Here is a 15,573-nt window from a genome sequence, read left to right on the forward strand (position 1 = left end):
TATGGAATTCACGATCCAACACTTTATCGCGCTTGCTCCACTGCTGATTACCAGCCTCACCGTTGTTGTGGTGATGCTGGCAATCGCGTGGCGCCGCAACCACTCACAGACCTTCCTGCTTTCGGTGGCGGGTCTTAACCTGGCCTTGTTGTCGATCTTCCCGGCGTTGAAAGTTGCTCCACTGGCTGTCACCCCGCTGTTGATGATGGACAACTTCGCCTTTCTGTACATCGGGCTGATCCTGGCCGCGACCCTGGCCTGCGTCACCCTGGCTCACGCCTATCTGGGCGAAGGCGGCACGGGCTACCCGGGCAACCGTGAAGAGCTCTACCTGCTGATGCTGCTGGCTGCGACCGGCGGTATCGTGCTGGTCAGCGCACAACACCTGGCGGGCCTGTTTATCGGTCTGGAGCTGCTCTCGGTACCGGTTTACGGCCTGGTGGCGTATGCCTTCTTCAACAAGCGCTCCCTGGAAGCCGGCATCAAGTACATGGTGCTGTCGGCAGCCGGTTCCGCGTTCCTGTTGTTCGGCATGGCCTTGCTGTACGCCGAAGCCGGCAGCCTGAGCTTCAGCGGCATTGGTCTGGCCCTGGCAGCCACTGGCGTACCTGCGCCGCTGGCACAACTGGGTCTGGGCATGATGTTGGTGGGCCTGGCATTCAAACTGTCCCTGGTTCCTTTCCACCTCTGGACGCCAGACGTGTACGAAGGTGCCCCGGCTCCGGTCGCCGCCTTCCTGGCTACCGCGTCGAAAGTGGCCGTGTTTGCCGTGATGGTGCGTCTGTTCCAGATCACACCTTCGGCGACTACCGGTGTGATGAGCGATGTACTGAGCGTGATCGCGATTGCCTCGATCCTGTTCGGTAACTTGCTGGCCCTGACCCAAAACAACCTCAAGCGACTGCTGGGTTACTCGTCCATCGCCCACTTCGGCTACCTGCTGATCGCCCTGGTGGCGAGCAAGGGCATGGCCATGGAAGCGATCGGTGTTTACCTGATCACCTACGTGCTGACCAGCCTGGGTGCATTCGGTGTCATTACCCTGATGTCTTCGCCGTACAAAGGCCGTGACGCAGACGCCCTCTACGAGTATCGCGGCCTGTTCTGGCGCCGTCCGTACTTGACGGCGGTCATGACCGTGATGATGCTGTCGCTGGCGGGCATTCCGCTGACTGCAGGCTTTATCGGCAAGTTCTACATCATTGCCACGGGCGTTGAAGCTCACCAATGGTGGCTGGTCGGTTCCCTGATCCTGGGTAGCGCCATTGGCGTGTTCTACTACCTGCGTGTGATGGTGACCCTGTACCTGGTCGAGCCGAAACTGCATCGCCACGATGCTCCGCTGAACTGGGAACAAAAAGCCGGCGGCGTTATGTTGCTGGCGGTTTCGGTCATGGTGTTCTTCCTGGGTGTATACCCGCAGCCAATGCTGGAACTGGTGCAACACGCGGCGCTGAGCTTTGCTGGCTAAGCGTTAAGCGCTGTACCCGAAACCCCGTGAAGGCCCGGCCTTCACGGGGTTTTTTGTTGGATTTGTAGCCGCTGGCTACGGGTCGTCAACACGAAAACAGGCTGCCTCGACACGCATTGCTTTTGATCTGTGCGCACCGTCTGCAGGCCCAGGATGGCCAGCAGAACCCGAAACAGAACTGATGAGAAGCCATCGCAGAGATGACATAGTCGGCAATACCGCAAATGGAGTTGCCCCCCAATGAAGAAATACGTCCTCTATCCGCTCATGGCGTTGCTCGCAGGATGCAGCACGGGGCCCTATCTGTATCCGGAATCCGCAACGGGTAAAAACGCCGTGCTTCATCGCACCTGCCCTGGTCCGGAAGCAGCGATGAGCTTTGCCCCCCTCTCGGAAGAACTCAATTGGGTGCATGTACTGGTCTATGTAGCGCCGCCGGGCACATCGAGCTGGCCGGGTAACCTGCGCTCAGTTGATACCGAGCTTCGGCTATTTGGCCGACTCTACATACCTCCACGCTTGCGCAACCTGAACACCCCGGATCAACGCCGAGCAGCCTACAAACAAACCGACCCGCCTCTGTGGGTGAGTGCCGCCTCCCCCAAGGTGAGCGTAACGCTGGCGACGGGTGAAACCTATCAAGTCAGTATCGATCAATTGGAAACCGGCTTTGACCCGCAGGAACACACCAGCAGCAGCCGTAAAGGAACGCCACTGGGCAAGGGCGACATGGATGACTTCACACTCACCTTCCCGGATATTTACGTGAATGGTGAAAAAGTGCCCATGGCACCCATCCACTTTAAAAAACGTGAAGAACGCTATGCGCCAGTATTCAACTGCTGAGTAAAAACCTGCCATGCCCGAACAACGGCAATGCTGTTCGACTGGCACCTGCGCATGTCTTACCGAATAACTGCCTGCCAAATGGAGTCATGCCATGGAACGCGAGAACATTGATGCCGCATTAAAAGAACATGTCGTCCCGGTACTTCGCAGCATGGGGTTCAAGGGATCTTTTCCTCACTTTCGCCGTAACACGGGACAGCAAATTGACCTGCTAACGTTTCAGTTTGATAAACATGGAGGCGGTTTTGTCATTGAAGTCGCTGTCAGTCCGACTGAGGGAGTCACCCTGCATTGGGGCGAGCAGATCCCCGCGGCAAAAGTGGTCGCCACGCACCTGCATCCCAATAAACGCATTCGGTTGGGCGCGGCCATGGAAGGAGACCACTGGTTCAGATACGACAATAAAGGCACCCGCACTACCCGATTCGAAGATACGGCCCGCGAGGTACTGCCTTACCTGAGCGCTGAAGCGACTGAGCATTGGGCCAAAGGCCCGCTCTGTGACAACTCAACCTCGTAAGCCTTTCGACCCGGGATGAGTTTCTCAGACGTGACGTGCGGTGATACACAGGGGAACGCTTTTTGTGGGACTTTTTCGGCGTCTGGAAAAGTGATCTGCCGTAAGGGCAAAACCGATATTCCCGTTAAACAAGCGATATCAAGCAGACCCCTGTAGCCGCTGACGAGGAACGAAGGCTGCGTCCGGTTGCGAAGCGACCGCAAAACCTGAGTCCGGGGTTTACCTGAACGACCGCTGTGTCTGGTTTTACGACTGCTACGCAGCCGGACGCAGCCTCGCACGGCTCGTCAGCGACTACAGATTGAGCAGCGCACACTTATACCAAACAGGCCGGCCGGTCGGCCGCCTCGGCGCGAAATGCTTTTGATCTGCCCGCCCCTTCGGGAGGCCGAGAGGAGGTTCTGCGCAGTGGGCATCCCGGCATGGATGCCGGGATAGCCGTGTTGGGCCAAGGATGGCCCGTCACGGCGGGCCCACGGAGCGGGACCGGAACGAGGGAACCTGAGCGAAGCGAAGGCCGTACGATGGGGCGAGGACTTTTTGGTTCCTTTTTGGTCCCTCAAAAAGGGACTCGCTGTAAGAGCGAAACCCATAGTCCAGTTAGACCTAGATGCCGGATATGTACTCAACGTGCCCGTTAAACAAACAACATCAAGCAGGCCGCAACCGCCAACCGAGAACATCCAGCAGGTCACAACCATCACGCAGTAAATGAGCGGAAACAGTGGCCAGATGCTTGAGGTCAACAGCATCGGCCTGCTGCACTTCGCGGCTGGAGAACGATTCCATCAGTTGAGTTACAGCCAGAACGCGGGCGACTGCGTTGGCATGGAGTACATCGAGTGGGGCGTTGCGGTCGATCAGCAAGGCGGGGATGGTGCAGTCGATGGCGGTAAGCGGAATGTACGGTGAATTCGTCATATGTAAGTCTCTTAAAGTTGGATTTAGCCATCCGTTTTTGTCGCCAAACAAAAAAGGTGGCCGCTGTACGCGGGTTGGCGAACCGGTAACTTTAAGAAAACCCGGCAGACCCGAAGATCTCCCACGTACAGCTGCCATAAAACATTGCGAGCAAAATACACGCTCAACCGTATATAGCAATTATGTACTTATTTAAAGTTACTCCGGATCGCCAAATCCGTTCGCCTTATCGGCGAGCACCGACTATAGGCCCCGCACAAAGCCCCCAGCAATTGCCAACCCTGTGCGAAAAATCCCGAAAAAACGTGAGCTTGTAGCATCGCGAGCAAGCCCGCTCCCACTCAATTGCCTGCAATACAGACGGAACGGTGTAACGGTAAGAATGCGTCACAGAACCTTGCGCAAAACCCTGTAGCCGCTGACGAGGAACGAAGGCTGCGTCCGGTTGCGAAGCGACCGTAAAATCTGAGTCCGGGGTTTACCTGAACGACCGCTGTGTCTGGTTTTACGACTGCTACGCAGCCGGACGCAGCCTCGCACGGCTCGTCAGCGACTACAGATTTAGCAGCGCACACTTACACCAAACAGGCCGGCCGGTCGGCCGCCTCGGCGCGAAATGCTTTTGATCTGCCCGCCCCTTCGGGAGGCCGAGAGAAGGTTCTGCGCAGTGGGCATCCCGGCATGGATGCCGGGATAGCCGTGTTGGGCCAAGGATGGCCCGTCACGGCGGGCCCACGGAGCGGGACCGGAACGAGGGAACCTGAGCGAAGCGAAGGCCGTACGCTGGGGCGAGGACTTTTTGGTTCCTTTTTGGTCCCTCAAAAAGGGACTCGCTGTAAGAGCGAAACCAATAGTCCAGTTAGACCTAGATGCCGGATATGTACTCAACACATCAGTTAACCAAGTGATATCAACCATCACGCAGCAAATGAGCGGCAACAGTGGCCAGATGCTTGAGATCAACAGAATCGGCGTGAAACACATCGCGAGCAAGCCCGCTCCCACTCAATTTATGCTGCCCGCACGTTGCGAGTGATTCTCGGCTTGTATAGGCTGGCGCGCCGCCCGCCCATCGACCTGGAAGCTCCATTAATGCGCTCTGCTCTTTCTTCACTTTTACCCTTGGCGCTGATCTGCAGCGCCCCCGCCTATGGCAGTGCCCTGGAACTGGGCGAGGTTCAGGTACGCAGCGAAGAAAGCAGTGAGCTTGAGGCCGCAAAGGCCGCGCTTGAGCAAATCCCCGGCGCCAGCAACCTGATCGACATGACCCGCGTCGAAAACGGCCGCACTGCCAGCAATGCCGATGTGCTGGCCTATCAACCGGGGATCTATGCGCAATCAGCGGGCAATGACGGGGCCAAGGTCTCGGTACGCGGCTCGGGTATCAACCGCGCGCCCAGCGCCCACGGTTCAGGCCTGTATGTAATGTTCGACGGATTACCGCTGACCGGCCCCGGCGGTACGCCCTATGAACTGTTTGAACCCTTGTGGCTAAGCCGCGCCGAAGTGCTGCGCGGCGCCAACGGTTTCGAGACCGGCTCGCTGGCCCTGGGCGGGTCGATCAACTATGTCACCCATACCGGCTACGACGCGGCGCCCTTGCAGGTGCGCTATGAAGCCGGCAGCTACGGCTATCAGAAACGCCAGATCAGCTCCGGGCAGGTGCTGGGGGATCTGGACTACTACGTCTCCCTCACAGATTCCAACACTGACGGCTATCAGGACCACACCGCTGGCAACAGCAAAGGCATTGCCGCCAACGTCGGCTATCGCTTCAGCCCGCAACTGGAAACCCGCTTCTACCTGCGCTATCGCGAAACCGATAACGAACTGGCCGGGCGCGTGACCAAAGACAGCATCAAGCATCATCCCCGGGCAGCCAACCCGGCCTACGTCAGCGGTGACTACACCCGCCCGCAACCCGGCAGTACCTGGCTGGGCAACAAGACCACGATGTACCTGGATGACGATTCGCAACTGGAAGTGGGCCTGGTCTATCACGACTACCCGATGGATCTGCGCGAAGGCCCCAATCGCCTGAAAGTTGCCTACACCGATGTCAGCGGCACGCTGAACTACAAGCGTCGCGACACCCTGTTCGGGCTTGAAAGCAACACCACTGTGGGCCTGCGCAACACCAAGCACCTGCCTAACAGCGGTGCGTCGGAATATGTACGAATCCCTCGAGGCAATACGGCGACTTACGCACCCGGCACCAAGATGCGCGACTTCAGCTACCAGGGTTCGGACAGCGTGCTGCATGCCAGCAATGATCTGGAGCTGATGCCTGACCTGTGGCTGACCACCGGCATGGCGTTGATCTATACCCGCCGCGAGAGCGATGTGAGCTACCCCGAGAGCGGTGGCAAGGTCAGCCAGCATGACTGGGACTACGCCCCGCGCGTCGGCCTTCGCTATGAGTTCAACCCGAACCTGCAGGTATACGCCAACCTGAGTCGCTCGGTCGAACCACCGCACCCTTGGTCGATGATCTGGAGTTCCCCTTATGTGTTCCCGGTTGGCAGCGGTGCGGCAACCGGCCGCCAAAGCACGCCTATCGCCCTGCAAAATCAGACCGCCACAACCCTGGAACTGGGTACCCGTGGCGAGTCATGGCTCGGGCAGTGGGATCTGGCCTGGTATTACTCGGCCGTGCGCCATGAGCTGTTGACCGTTGAGTTGCAAGCAGCGACGCAAAACCTGGGGCCGATTGTGGGCGAATCCAACGCCAGCCCAACCGTGCACCAAGGCATCGAAGCAGGCCTCAACAGCCTCCTGTGGGAAGGTCGAGCCGCAGGCAAAGTATCCCTGCGTCAGGCCTACACGTTCAGCGACTTCCACTACCGTGATGACGACCGCTTTGGTGATAACAAATTGCCGGGTATCCCACAACACTACTACCAGGCCGAAGTCCGCTATGACCACCCGCAAGGCTTCTATGCCGGGGTAAACACCCAGGTGGCTTCACGGATGGCGGTGGATTACGCCAACTCGTACTACGCGTCGTCGTACATGCTGTTTGGCGCAACGCTGGGCTACAACTCCCCCAAGCAGGACTGGCAAACCTGGCTCGACCTGCGCAACCTCACCGGTGAGCGCTACGCCGCCACCATTACCCCCGGCTATGACGACAAAGGCCTGGATGCGGCACGCTCCACGCCTGGGGAAGGCATGGGCGCCTACATAGGGGTTTCCTACAGCTTGCGTTAATCCTCCGTCTGGATATCGGCAGGCAACCGCACCTTGCGGCGGGTGCCGCTGAACAATCCCCAGCTGGACAGGAACAGGGCGGCGATCAACGGCCCGATCACAAAGCCATTAAGGCCAAAGATCGCCATGCCGCCCAGGGTCGAAATCAGGATCAGGAAGTCCGGCATTTTGGTGTCTTTACCCACCAGGATCGGGCGCAGCACGTTGTCCACCATGCCGATCACGAATACCCCATACAGCGCCAGCACCACCCCTTCCCAGACCGCACCGGTCACTACAAAGTAAACCGCGACCGGAGCCCAGACGATCCCGGCGCCTACGGCAGGCAGTAAAGACAGGAACATCATCAGTACCGCCCAGAACAGCGCGCTGTGAATACCCAGCACCCAGAAGATCACGCCACCCAGCGCGCCCTGAGTGATCGCCACGGCCAGGTTGCCTTTGACCGAAGCCCGAACCACACGGCGCAGCTTGAGTTGCAACAGGCGTTTTTGCTGTTCCGCCAGCGGTACCGCGTTGCGAATGTTGCGCACCATTTGCTGGCCATCACGAATAAAGAAGTACAGCAGGTACAGCATGATGAAAAAGCTCACCACCAGGTCAAAGGTACTTTGGCCAAAACTGAAGACCTGAGTGGCAAAAAACTGGCTGCCTTCGAGTACGCCCTTGGAGATTTTTTCACTGAGACCGTCAATGCTGCCCAGGCCGAAACGATCAAGCCAGTCCTGCGCCGTGGGCGGCAAGATGTCCTTGAACTGCATGACATAACTGGCGACGTTGATCTTGCCGCTCTCAACGTCCTTGTAGAGAGTGGCCACTTCTTGCACCAGCAAGGCCGTGGTGATGACCACCGGTATGATCGCGATCACCGTACACGCACCCAACGTGGTGAACGTTGCCAGATTGCGGCGCCCCCGCATCTTGAGCAGCAACTTGCGTTGTAGCGGTGCGAACAGGATCCCCAGGGCCACAGCCCAAAAAATCGCCCCGTAAAACGGCAGTAAAATCCAGATGAAGGCAATCGTGACCAAGGCCAGCAACAGGAGCAGGGTTTTGCGTTGAAGACTTGTTTCGTTCATGTGTCATCCATGTCAGTAGGCCGCGAATGCTTGGAATAGACGCAGTGTAGCCCCTGACACCGGCTGCGATAAGAAGCACTGCCCCTTGAACACTCAAGCTCAATCCCGCGACTTGCGCCAGCAGCCATGAAAACGACATCACACAGCATTGACAACCCTGTGCGCACTCTGTAAAAAATCCGTCCAGTTGTATGACAACAGATAACAAAAATAATAATGCTCAAGGAGCTCTACGGATGATTTCACCTACCTGCGCCCTCTCGCTTCTCACCCGCTCGATAAACGCCAAAAGTACCCGCTCCCTTGCGCTGCTCGGCCTCGGCAGCATGGGCCTGGCCTTGCCGTTAACGGGCATGGCAGAGGGCTTTGTGGACGACACCAAGGCCACCCTGACCCTGCGCAACGCCTATATCAACCGCAATTACACCAACCCCAACTATCCGCAAAGCAAAGCCGAAGAGTGGACGCAAAACTTCATTCTCGACGTCAAGTCCGGCTTTACCCAAGGCACGGTCGGTTTCGGGGTCGATGTGCTGGGGCTCTACTCTCAGAAGCTCGATGGCGGTAAAGGCACAGTCGGCACACAACTGCTGCCGACCCATAGCGATGGTGAGCCCGCCGATAACTTCGGCCGCCTGGGCGTGGCAGCCAAGGCCAAAATATCCAGCACGGAGCTTAAAATCGGCGAGTGGATGCCTGTATTGCCAATCCTGCGTTCGGATGACGGGCGCTCCCTGCCGCAAACCTTCCGTGGCGGCCAGATCACGTCAAAAGAAATCGCCGGGCTGAACCTCTATGGCGGTCAGTTCCGTGCCAACAGTCCGCGTAACGATGCCAGCATGGAAGAAATGTCGCTCAACGGTAAAGGTGCCTTTACCTCCGACCGTTTCAACTTTGCCGGCGGTGATTACAGCTTCAACGACAAGCGCACTCAGGTCGGCGTGTGGTATGCCCAGCTGGAAGACATCTATCAGCAGCAATTCCTGAACGTTCTGCACACCCAGCCCATCGGCGATGTGACCCTGGGCGCCAACCTTGGCTATTTCTGGGGCAAGGAAGACGGCAACAAACTGGCTGGCGATCTGGACAACAAAACCGCCTACGCCCTGCTTTCGGCCAAATACAAAGGCAACACCCTCTATGTAGGCCTGCAGAAAATCAGCGGCGACGATGGCTGGTTCCGCGTCAACGGCACCAGCGGCGGCACACTGGCCAACGACAGCTACAACTCCAGCTACGACAACGCCAAGGAACGCTCCTGGCAACTGCGCCACGACCTGGATTTTGCAGTGCTTGGCGTCCCCGGCCTGACGATGATGAACCGCTATATCAGCGGCGATAACATCCACACCGGCGCCATTACGGATGGCAAGGAATGGGGCCGCGAATCGGAACTGGCCTACACCGTGCAAAGCGGCACGTTCAAGGACCTGAACCTGCGCTGGCGCAACGCGAGCATCCGTCGCGATTACAGCGCGCACGAATTCGACGAAAACCGCATCTTCATCAGCTATCCGCTGTCGTTGTTGTAAGCGCCCTTCTTGATCTGTGGGCGCGGGCTTGCTCGCGATGGCATCTGTGCAACGCGCCACACCGCGGTGTCTGCATCGCCGGCAAGCCAGCTCCCACAGGTATGTGACGCTCCCCCAAGCGTAAAACCTTAGCTGTTACAAGTACGGATTCGGCATTGACAACCACCACAATGGCTGTGAATAATCCAAGCCAAGTCATACGACAACAGATGACAATAACAAGAAATACAGGGATTTTTGATGACAACCACACGTACTGTCCAAACCCCCTTCAATCGCCTTCTTCTCACCGGTGCAGCCGGCGGTCTGGGGAAGGTACTGCGCGAAAGCCTCAAGCCCTACGCCAAGGTGTTGCGACTCTCTGATATCGTCCAAATAGCACCCGCGGCCGATAGCCACGAAGAAATAGTCCTCTGTGATCTTGCCGACAAGCACGCTGTTCACCAGATGGTTGAGGGCGTAGACGCCATCCTGCACTTTGGTGGGGTCTCGGTAGAACGTCCGTTCGAAGAGATTCTGGGCCCCAACATCAGCGGTATTTTCCATATCTACGAAGCCGCACGCCGTCATGGTGTCAAGCGCGTGATCTTCGCCAGCTCCAACCATGTCATCGGGTTCTACAAGCAGGACGAAACCCTGGATGCCCACTCCCCGCGACGTCCGGACGGCTATTACGGTCTGTCCAAGTCCTACGGCGAAGACATGGCCACCTTCTACTTCGATCGCTACGGCATCGAAACCGTCAGCATCCGCATCGGCTCCTCGTTCCCCGAGCCGCAAAACCGCCGGATGATGAGCACCTGGCTGAGCTTTGCCGACCTCACGCAGTTGATCGAGCGCTCGCTGTACACCCCCAATGTCGGCCACACCGTGGTCTATGGCGCCTCCAACAACCTCAATGTGTGGTGGGACAACCGCTTTGCCGCCCACCTGGGTTTTGAGCCCAGGGACACCTCTGAAGTATTCCGCGCCAAGATCGACGCCCAGCCTGTGCCTGCGGCCAACGATCCAGCCATGGTTTACCAGGGCGGGGCCTTCGTTGCGGCAGGTCCGTTCGGGGACGAGTAAACCGCTCCCTGGGCACACCACTGAATACGGACAAGGATCGAGCCGCCATGACTGCTGAACTGATTCTGGATGCACGCAACGCCACCGGCGAAAGCCCGGTCTGGAGCACTGCGCAACAGGCACTTTACTGGGTGGATATCCCGGAAAAACGCCTGCACCGCTGGAGCCCCGCCGATGGCAAAAACCAAAGCTGGCAAGCCTCGCAAATGCTCGCGTGCATTGCTCAGGCAGGGAATGGCAGCTGGATCGCCGGTATGGAGAACGGCCTGTTCGCCATCACGCCCCACACCGATGGCAGCCTCGACAGTCGCCTGCTGGCCAGCGTGACCCACGCCCTGCCAGGGATGCGCTTTAACGATGGCCGCTGCGACCGCCAGGGACGCTTCTGGGCCGGCACCATGCTGATGAACATGGCCGCAGGGGCGCCGGTGGGCGCGATGTATCGCTACAGCGCGGGCCAGCAAGAGCCACTCACGGCGCAATTTGAAGGACTGACCGTACCCAACGGCCTGGCGTTCAGCCCGGACGGCAAAACCATGTACCTCTCGGATTCACATCCCGATGTGCAAAAGATCTGGGCGTTTGACTACGACACCGACACCGGCACGCCCCATGGCCGCCGCCTGTTCGTGGACATGACCGAACAGGCAGGCCGCCCTGATGGCGCCGCCGTCGACGCGGATGGCTGCTACTGGATCTGCGGCAACGATGCGGGGTTGATCCATCGCTTTACCCCTGAAGGCAAGCTCGACCGCTCCCTGGCCGTACCGGTCAAAAAACCCGCGATGTGCGCCTTTGGCGGCGCAGACCTGGACACCCTGTTCGTGACCTCGATTCGCCCTGCCGGGGATCTCGCCGACCAACCGCTGGCAGGCGGGGTGTTTGCCCTCAGGCCAGGCGTCAAAGGCCTGCCGGAGCCCGCCTTCAATCACTGATTGCTGATCCAACACCTTTAAATAACAAAAACAATATGTGGAGTGACCCATGGATTTCAAACGCACCTTGCTTATCGCTGCGCTCCCGCTGGCTTTCTGCCTCTCAGGCATGGCCCAGGCCGAAATCAAAATAAAATTCGCCGAGGTTCACCCCACTGGCTATCCGCCTGTGGTCGCTGAACAGGAAATGGGCAAGAAGCTTCAGGCCCAGAGTAACGGGGATATTTCCTTCAAGATGTTTGCCGGTGGCGTGCTGGGCTCCGAGAAAGAGGTGGTCGAGCAACTCCAGTCCGGCGCGATACAGATGACCCGTGTCAGCCTGGGCATCCTCGGGCCGGTCGTGCCGGAAACCAACGCGTTCAACCTGCCGTTCGTGTTCCGCGACCAGGCCCACATGCGCAAAATCATCGACGGTGAAATTGGCCAGGAGATGCTGGATAAAATCACCAACTCCGACTTCAACATGGTCGCGCTGGCCTGGATGGATGGCGGAACCCGCAACCTGTACACCAAGAAGCCCGTACGCGAAATTGCCGACCTCAAGGGCATGAAAATCCGCGTCCAGGGCAACCCGGTATTTATCCAGACCATCAACGACATGGGCGGCAATGGTATCGGCATGGCCACCGGCGAGATCTTCAGCGCCCTGCAGACCGGCGTGATCGATGGCGCAGAGAACAACCCGCCTACCTTTCTTGAACACAACCACTACCAGAACGCCAAGTACTTCACCTGGACCGATCACCTGATCCTGCCCGAGCCGATCGTGATCGCCAAATCCACCTGGACAAAGCTCAACCCGGAGCAGCAAGCCCTGGTGCAGAAACTTGCCCGCGAGGCGCAGTTTGAAGAGCGCGAGCTGTGGGACAAAAAATCCGCCGAAAGCGTCACCAAACTCAAGGCCGGCGGTGTTGAGTTCATCACCCTCACGCCAGAACAGAAAAAAGCCTTCTACGACGCGACTCAGCCGGTGCGTGACAAGTATGGCGCTGACTACAAAGACCTGATCTCCCGTATTGAAGCCGTTCAATAAGTCAGTCCGATAATGCCGCGGTGACGGGCTCCAGCCCGTTTTCCGCCGCAGTGGTGAGCCCCATGAAAAATACCGTGCTGCGCTTTAACGACATGTTGTACCGGGTGTGTATCGGGATTGCCGGCCTGTCGGTACTGACCATGACCCTGATCATTCCATGGGGCATCTTTGCCCGCTACGTGCTGGGGACCGGCTCCAGTTGGCCCGAGCCCACCGCCATTTTATTGATGGTGGTATTCACCTTCTTCGGGGCCGCCGCCAGTTACCGCGCCGGGGCCCATATGGCCGTGGCGATGGCCGTGGAACGGATGCCCGGGCACATCCGCCCCAAAGTCGCCGTGCTGGTGCAAATACTGATGGTGATCGTCTGCCTGTTCATGACCGTGAAGGGGTTCAAATTGTGTGCGACCACCTGGAATCAGTTCATTGGTGAGATGCCGTCCGTGCGGGTTGGCATCTCCTATCTACCTATCCCGATTGGCGGCCTGATAACCCTTTGCTTCGTCCTGGAAAAACTGTTCCTGGGCGACCAAAGCCACCGCCGTGCCGTGCGGTTCGACATCGTAGAAGCCAGCGAAGAGGCCGTATAAATGGACGCTTTCGTATTGTTGGGCAGCTTTATCGCCCTGATCCTTCTCGGCATGCCGGTCGCCTACGCGCTGGGCCTGTCGGCACTGGTCGGCGCCTGGTGGATCGATATTCCTTTCGACGCCCTGATGATCCAGGTGGCTGGGGGCGTGAATAAATTCTCCCTGCTGGCTATCCCGTTCTTCGTACTGGCGGGGGCGATCATGGCCGAAGGGGGCATGTCACGCCGGCTGGTGGCATTTGCCGGGGTGTTGGTGGGCTTCGTACGGGGCGGGCTGTCACTGGTCAACATCGTGGCCTCGACCTTTTTCGGCGCGATTTCCGGCTCATCCGTGGCTGACACGGCGTCGGTCGGTTCGGTACTGATTCCAGAGATGGAGCGTGCCGGCTACCCCCGCGAGTTCTCCACGGCAGTGACGGTCAGCGGTTCGGTACAAGCCCTGCTCACACCGCCGAGCCACAACTCGGTGCTGTACTCGCTGGCCGCTGGCGGTACGGTGTCGATCGCTTCGCTGTTCATGGCGGGCATCATGCCGGGATTGCTGCTCAGCGCCGTGATGATGGGCCTGTGCATGATCTTTGCGCGCAAGCGCAACTACCCCAAGGGTGAAGTGATTCCGCTGCGCCGGGCGCTGAAAATCGCCGGTGAAGCGATGTGGGGCCTGATGGCCATGGTCATCATCCTCGGCGGGATCCTGACAGGCATCTTCACCGCCACCGAGTCGGCAGCCGTTGCGGTGGTCTGGTCGTTCTTTGTCACCATGTTCATTTATCGCGACTACAAATGGCGCGACCTGCCCAAGCTGATGCACCGGGCGGTACGTACCATTTCCATCGTGATGATCCTGATCGGTTTTGCAGCCAGCTTCGGTTATATCCTGACGCTGATGGAAATCCCGATGAAGATCACCACCGCGTTCCTGACGCTGTCGGATAACCGTTACGTGATCCTGATGTGCATCAACGTCATGTTGCTGCTGCTGGGCACCGTGATGGACATGGCGCCACTGATTCTGATCCTGACGCCAATCCTGCTGCCCGTGATCATCGGTATCGGCGTTGATCCCGTGCATTTCGGCATGATCATGCTGGTCAACCTGGGGATCGGACTGATTACACCGCCGGTAGGTGCAGTGCTGTTCGTGGGCGCTGCCGTGGGCAAAGTCACCATCGAAAACACGGTTAAAGCCCTGCTGCCGTTCTACGTGGCGCTGTTCATGGTGCTGATGCTGGTGACCTACGTTCCGGCCATCTCGCTGTGGTTGCCAAACCTGGTGCTGTAACCCGTCCCCTGCCCGTGGGAGCGGGCTTGCTTGCGATGCAGACGACGCGGTGTACCTGATACACCGCAGCGATCCCATCGCGAGCAAGCCCGCTCCCACAATGCTTATCCAAGAGGCTTTATTTCCAGCCAAGGAGGCTGGTTACTTATGTCTGCTCCTGCTTTGTTCCCCCGCCATATCGCCGTGTTGATTCTGGTCCTGCTGGCCTGCGCATTCGCGGGCAACCATATCGCCGCCCGCATCGCCTTCGACCACGACACAGGCCTGTTACTGGCCATTCTGTGCCGCGCTGGCGTGACCTTGCTGGTGTTGACCAGCCTGGTGCTGTGGCAACGCGAACGCCCGCGCCTGACCCCTGCCAACTGGCGCTGGCAAGTGCTGCTAGGGCTGCTGATCGCGGCACAAAGTTTCTTTATCTATTCGGCCGTGGCACGGATTCCCGTGGCACTGGCGCTGTTGATTGCCAACGTGGCGCCGATCCTGCTGGTGCTGCTGACCTGGGCCCTGGGCGGTGCAGCCCCGACACGGCGAGCGGCGCTGCTCATGGGGTTGATCATGTGCGGCCTGGTCTTTGCGCTGGACGTCCCTGAGCGCCTGTCCAATCAGGGCACCACCGAAGCGCAATGGCTCGAAGGCATTCTGTTCGGGTTCGCCGCGGCCTCCGTGTTCGCCTGTGCGCTCTGGATTACCGATCACAAGCTGTCGAGCCTGCGTGGCACGGTGCGCAGCATGCTGACCATGCTGATTGTATTTTGCGCAGCGGCCCTGGCCGGGGTCAGCGGTGTGCTGCCCGGCGGCGTGTCGCTGCCCTCCTCGTCCACCGGCTGGACAGCTCTGGCCTGCCTGGTGGCGCTTTATGGACTAGGGTTCTGCCTGTTGTTTATCTGCATGACGCGCCTGAACATGGCCCGCAACGCACCCGTGATGAACGTTGAGCCAGTGGCAAGCCTGCTGTTTGGCTGGCTGATCCTGGACCAGTTGCTCAGCAGCGGCCAAATCATCGGCGGCCTGATCGTGGTCGCGGGTATCGTGATGCTGACCTGGCGCCGTGCCACCGATTGATCTGTCATTCCCTAACGGTAGA

At 58.8% G+C, this 15,573-nt stretch carries 13 protein-coding genes; 11 read left to right on the forward strand and 2 right to left on the reverse strand.

Annotation, left to right across the window (positions count from 1 at the left end):
- Window position 1: 1 nt before the first annotated feature.
- The 3 genes from nuoN to AACY07_RS07285 all read left to right on the forward strand — a co-directional run bounded on the left by nuoN (window position 2) and on the right by AACY07_RS07285 (window position 2,840).
- Complete coding sequence (nuoN, locus tag AACY07_RS07275; protein ID WP_339474153.1) at window positions 2-1,471, forward strand: NADH-quinone oxidoreductase subunit NuoN; 1,470 nt, start codon at window positions 2-4, stop codon at window positions 1,469-1,471.
- 240 nt (window positions 1,472-1,711) lie between these two features.
- A complete protein-coding gene (locus tag AACY07_RS07280; RefSeq protein WP_339474154.1) occupies window positions 1,712-2,317 on the forward strand; it encodes a hypothetical protein in 606 nt (201 codons plus the stop codon).
- Window positions 2,318-2,411: 94 nt separating this feature from the next.
- Window positions 2,412-2,840, forward strand: coding sequence for a DUF4304 domain-containing protein (locus tag AACY07_RS07285; protein ID WP_339474156.1), 429 nt, complete (start codon window positions 2,412-2,414; stop codon window positions 2,838-2,840).
- A 651-nt stretch (window positions 2,841-3,491) separates the two neighbouring features.
- Here AACY07_RS07285 and AACY07_RS07290 read toward each other — a convergent pair.
- Window positions 3,492-3,761 (reverse strand): short-chain dehydrogenase, encoded by a 270-nt coding sequence (locus tag AACY07_RS07290; RefSeq protein ID WP_339474158.1) that lies wholly within the window; start codon window positions 3,759-3,761, stop codon window positions 3,492-3,494.
- A gap of 1,092 nt (window positions 3,762-4,853) precedes the next feature.
- On the opposite strand from AACY07_RS07290, the gene AACY07_RS07295 reads away from it, so the two are divergent.
- Window positions 4,854-6,971, forward strand: a complete 2,118-nt coding sequence (locus AACY07_RS07295; RefSeq protein ID WP_339474159.1) for a TonB-dependent receptor family protein — start codon at window positions 4,854-4,856, stop codon at window positions 6,969-6,971.
- Here the strand turns inward: AACY07_RS07295 and AACY07_RS07300 are convergent.
- Window positions 6,968-8,050: an AI-2E family transporter gene (locus tag AACY07_RS07300; RefSeq protein ID WP_339474160.1), complete on the reverse strand. Its 1,083-nt coding sequence runs from the start codon at window positions 8,048-8,050 to the stop codon at window positions 6,968-6,970. The genes AACY07_RS07295 and AACY07_RS07300 overlap by 4 nt on opposite strands.
- Window positions 8,051-8,286: 236 nt before the next feature.
- Here AACY07_RS07300 and AACY07_RS07305 point away from each other — a divergent pair, with 236 nt between their 5' ends.
- From AACY07_RS07305 to AACY07_RS07335, 7 genes are all read left to right on the forward strand, one after another.
- Complete coding sequence (locus AACY07_RS07305; protein WP_445261360.1) at window positions 8,287-9,582, forward strand: OprD family porin; 1,296 nt, start codon at window positions 8,287-8,289, stop codon at window positions 9,580-9,582.
- A gap of 240 nt (window positions 9,583-9,822) precedes the next feature.
- Window positions 9,823-10,650 carry an NAD-dependent epimerase/dehydratase family protein gene (locus AACY07_RS07310; RefSeq protein WP_339474161.1) on the forward strand — a complete coding sequence of 276 codons (828 nt, stop codon included), beginning with the start codon at window positions 9,823-9,825 and terminating at the stop codon, window positions 10,648-10,650.
- 47 nt (window positions 10,651-10,697) lie between these two features.
- Entirely contained in the window at window positions 10,698-11,585 is an 888-nt protein-coding gene (locus AACY07_RS07315; RefSeq protein WP_339474162.1) for a glucurono-1,5-lactonase, read from the forward strand.
- Between the two features lie 49 nt (window positions 11,586-11,634).
- Window positions 11,635-12,618 (forward strand): TRAP transporter substrate-binding protein, encoded by a 984-nt coding sequence (locus AACY07_RS07320; RefSeq protein ID WP_133078151.1) that lies wholly within the window; start codon window positions 11,635-11,637, stop codon window positions 12,616-12,618.
- Between the two features lie 62 nt (window positions 12,619-12,680).
- A complete protein-coding gene (locus tag AACY07_RS07325; protein WP_339474164.1) occupies window positions 12,681-13,208 on the forward strand; it encodes a TRAP transporter small permease in 528 nt (175 codons plus the stop codon).
- Window positions 13,209-14,489 carry a TRAP transporter large permease gene (locus AACY07_RS07330; RefSeq protein WP_339474165.1) on the forward strand — a complete coding sequence of 427 codons (1,281 nt, stop codon included), beginning with the start codon at window positions 13,209-13,211 and terminating at the stop codon, window positions 14,487-14,489.
- 147 nt (window positions 14,490-14,636) lie between these two features.
- Window positions 14,637-15,551 (forward strand): EamA family transporter, encoded by a 915-nt coding sequence (locus AACY07_RS07335; RefSeq protein WP_133078147.1) that lies wholly within the window; start codon window positions 14,637-14,639, stop codon window positions 15,549-15,551.
- Window positions 15,552-15,573: the final 22 nt, after the last annotated feature.

It is taken from the genome of Pseudomonas sp. RL_5y_Pfl2_69, assembly GCF_963970465.1.
Classification (GTDB): domain Bacteria; phylum Pseudomonadota; class Gammaproteobacteria; order Pseudomonadales; family Pseudomonadaceae; genus Aquipseudomonas.

Excerpts from the sequence above, each read along its gene's own strand:
- nuoN (WP_339474153.1), top strand. The coding sequence starts at position 2 with ATGGAATTCACGATCCAACACTTTATCGCGCTTGCTCCACTGCTGATT.
- AACY07_RS07285 (WP_339474156.1), top strand. The coding sequence starts at position 2,412 with ATGGAACGCGAGAACATTGATGCCGCATTAAAAGAACATGTCGTCCCG.
- AACY07_RS07335 (WP_133078147.1), top strand. The coding sequence starts at position 14,637 with ATGTCTGCTCCTGCTTTGTTCCCCCGCCATATCGCCGTGTTGATTCTG.
- AACY07_RS07315 (WP_339474162.1), top strand. The coding sequence starts at position 10,698 with ATGACTGCTGAACTGATTCTGGATGCACGCAACGCCACCGGCGAAAGC.
- AACY07_RS07330 (WP_339474165.1), top strand. The coding sequence starts at position 13,209 with ATGGACGCTTTCGTATTGTTGGGCAGCTTTATCGCCCTGATCCTTCTC.
- AACY07_RS07290 (WP_339474158.1), bottom strand. The coding sequence starts at position 3,761 with ATGACGAATTCACCGTACATTCCGCTTACCGCCATCGACTGCACCATC.
- AACY07_RS07295 (WP_339474159.1), top strand. The coding sequence starts at position 4,854 with ATGCGCTCTGCTCTTTCTTCACTTTTACCCTTGGCGCTGATCTGCAGC.
- AACY07_RS07325 (WP_339474164.1), top strand. The coding sequence starts at position 12,681 with ATGAAAAATACCGTGCTGCGCTTTAACGACATGTTGTACCGGGTGTGT.
- AACY07_RS07300 (WP_339474160.1), bottom strand. The coding sequence starts at position 8,050 with ATGAACGAAACAAGTCTTCAACGCAAAACCCTGCTCCTGTTGCTGGCC.
- AACY07_RS07320 (WP_133078151.1), top strand. The coding sequence starts at position 11,635 with ATGGATTTCAAACGCACCTTGCTTATCGCTGCGCTCCCGCTGGCTTTC.
- AACY07_RS07305 (WP_445261360.1), top strand. The coding sequence starts at position 8,287 with ATGATTTCACCTACCTGCGCCCTCTCGCTTCTCACCCGCTCGATAAAC.
- AACY07_RS07310 (WP_339474161.1), top strand. The coding sequence starts at position 9,823 with ATGACAACCACACGTACTGTCCAAACCCCCTTCAATCGCCTTCTTCTC.
- AACY07_RS07280 (WP_339474154.1), top strand. The coding sequence starts at position 1,712 with ATGAAGAAATACGTCCTCTATCCGCTCATGGCGTTGCTCGCAGGATGC.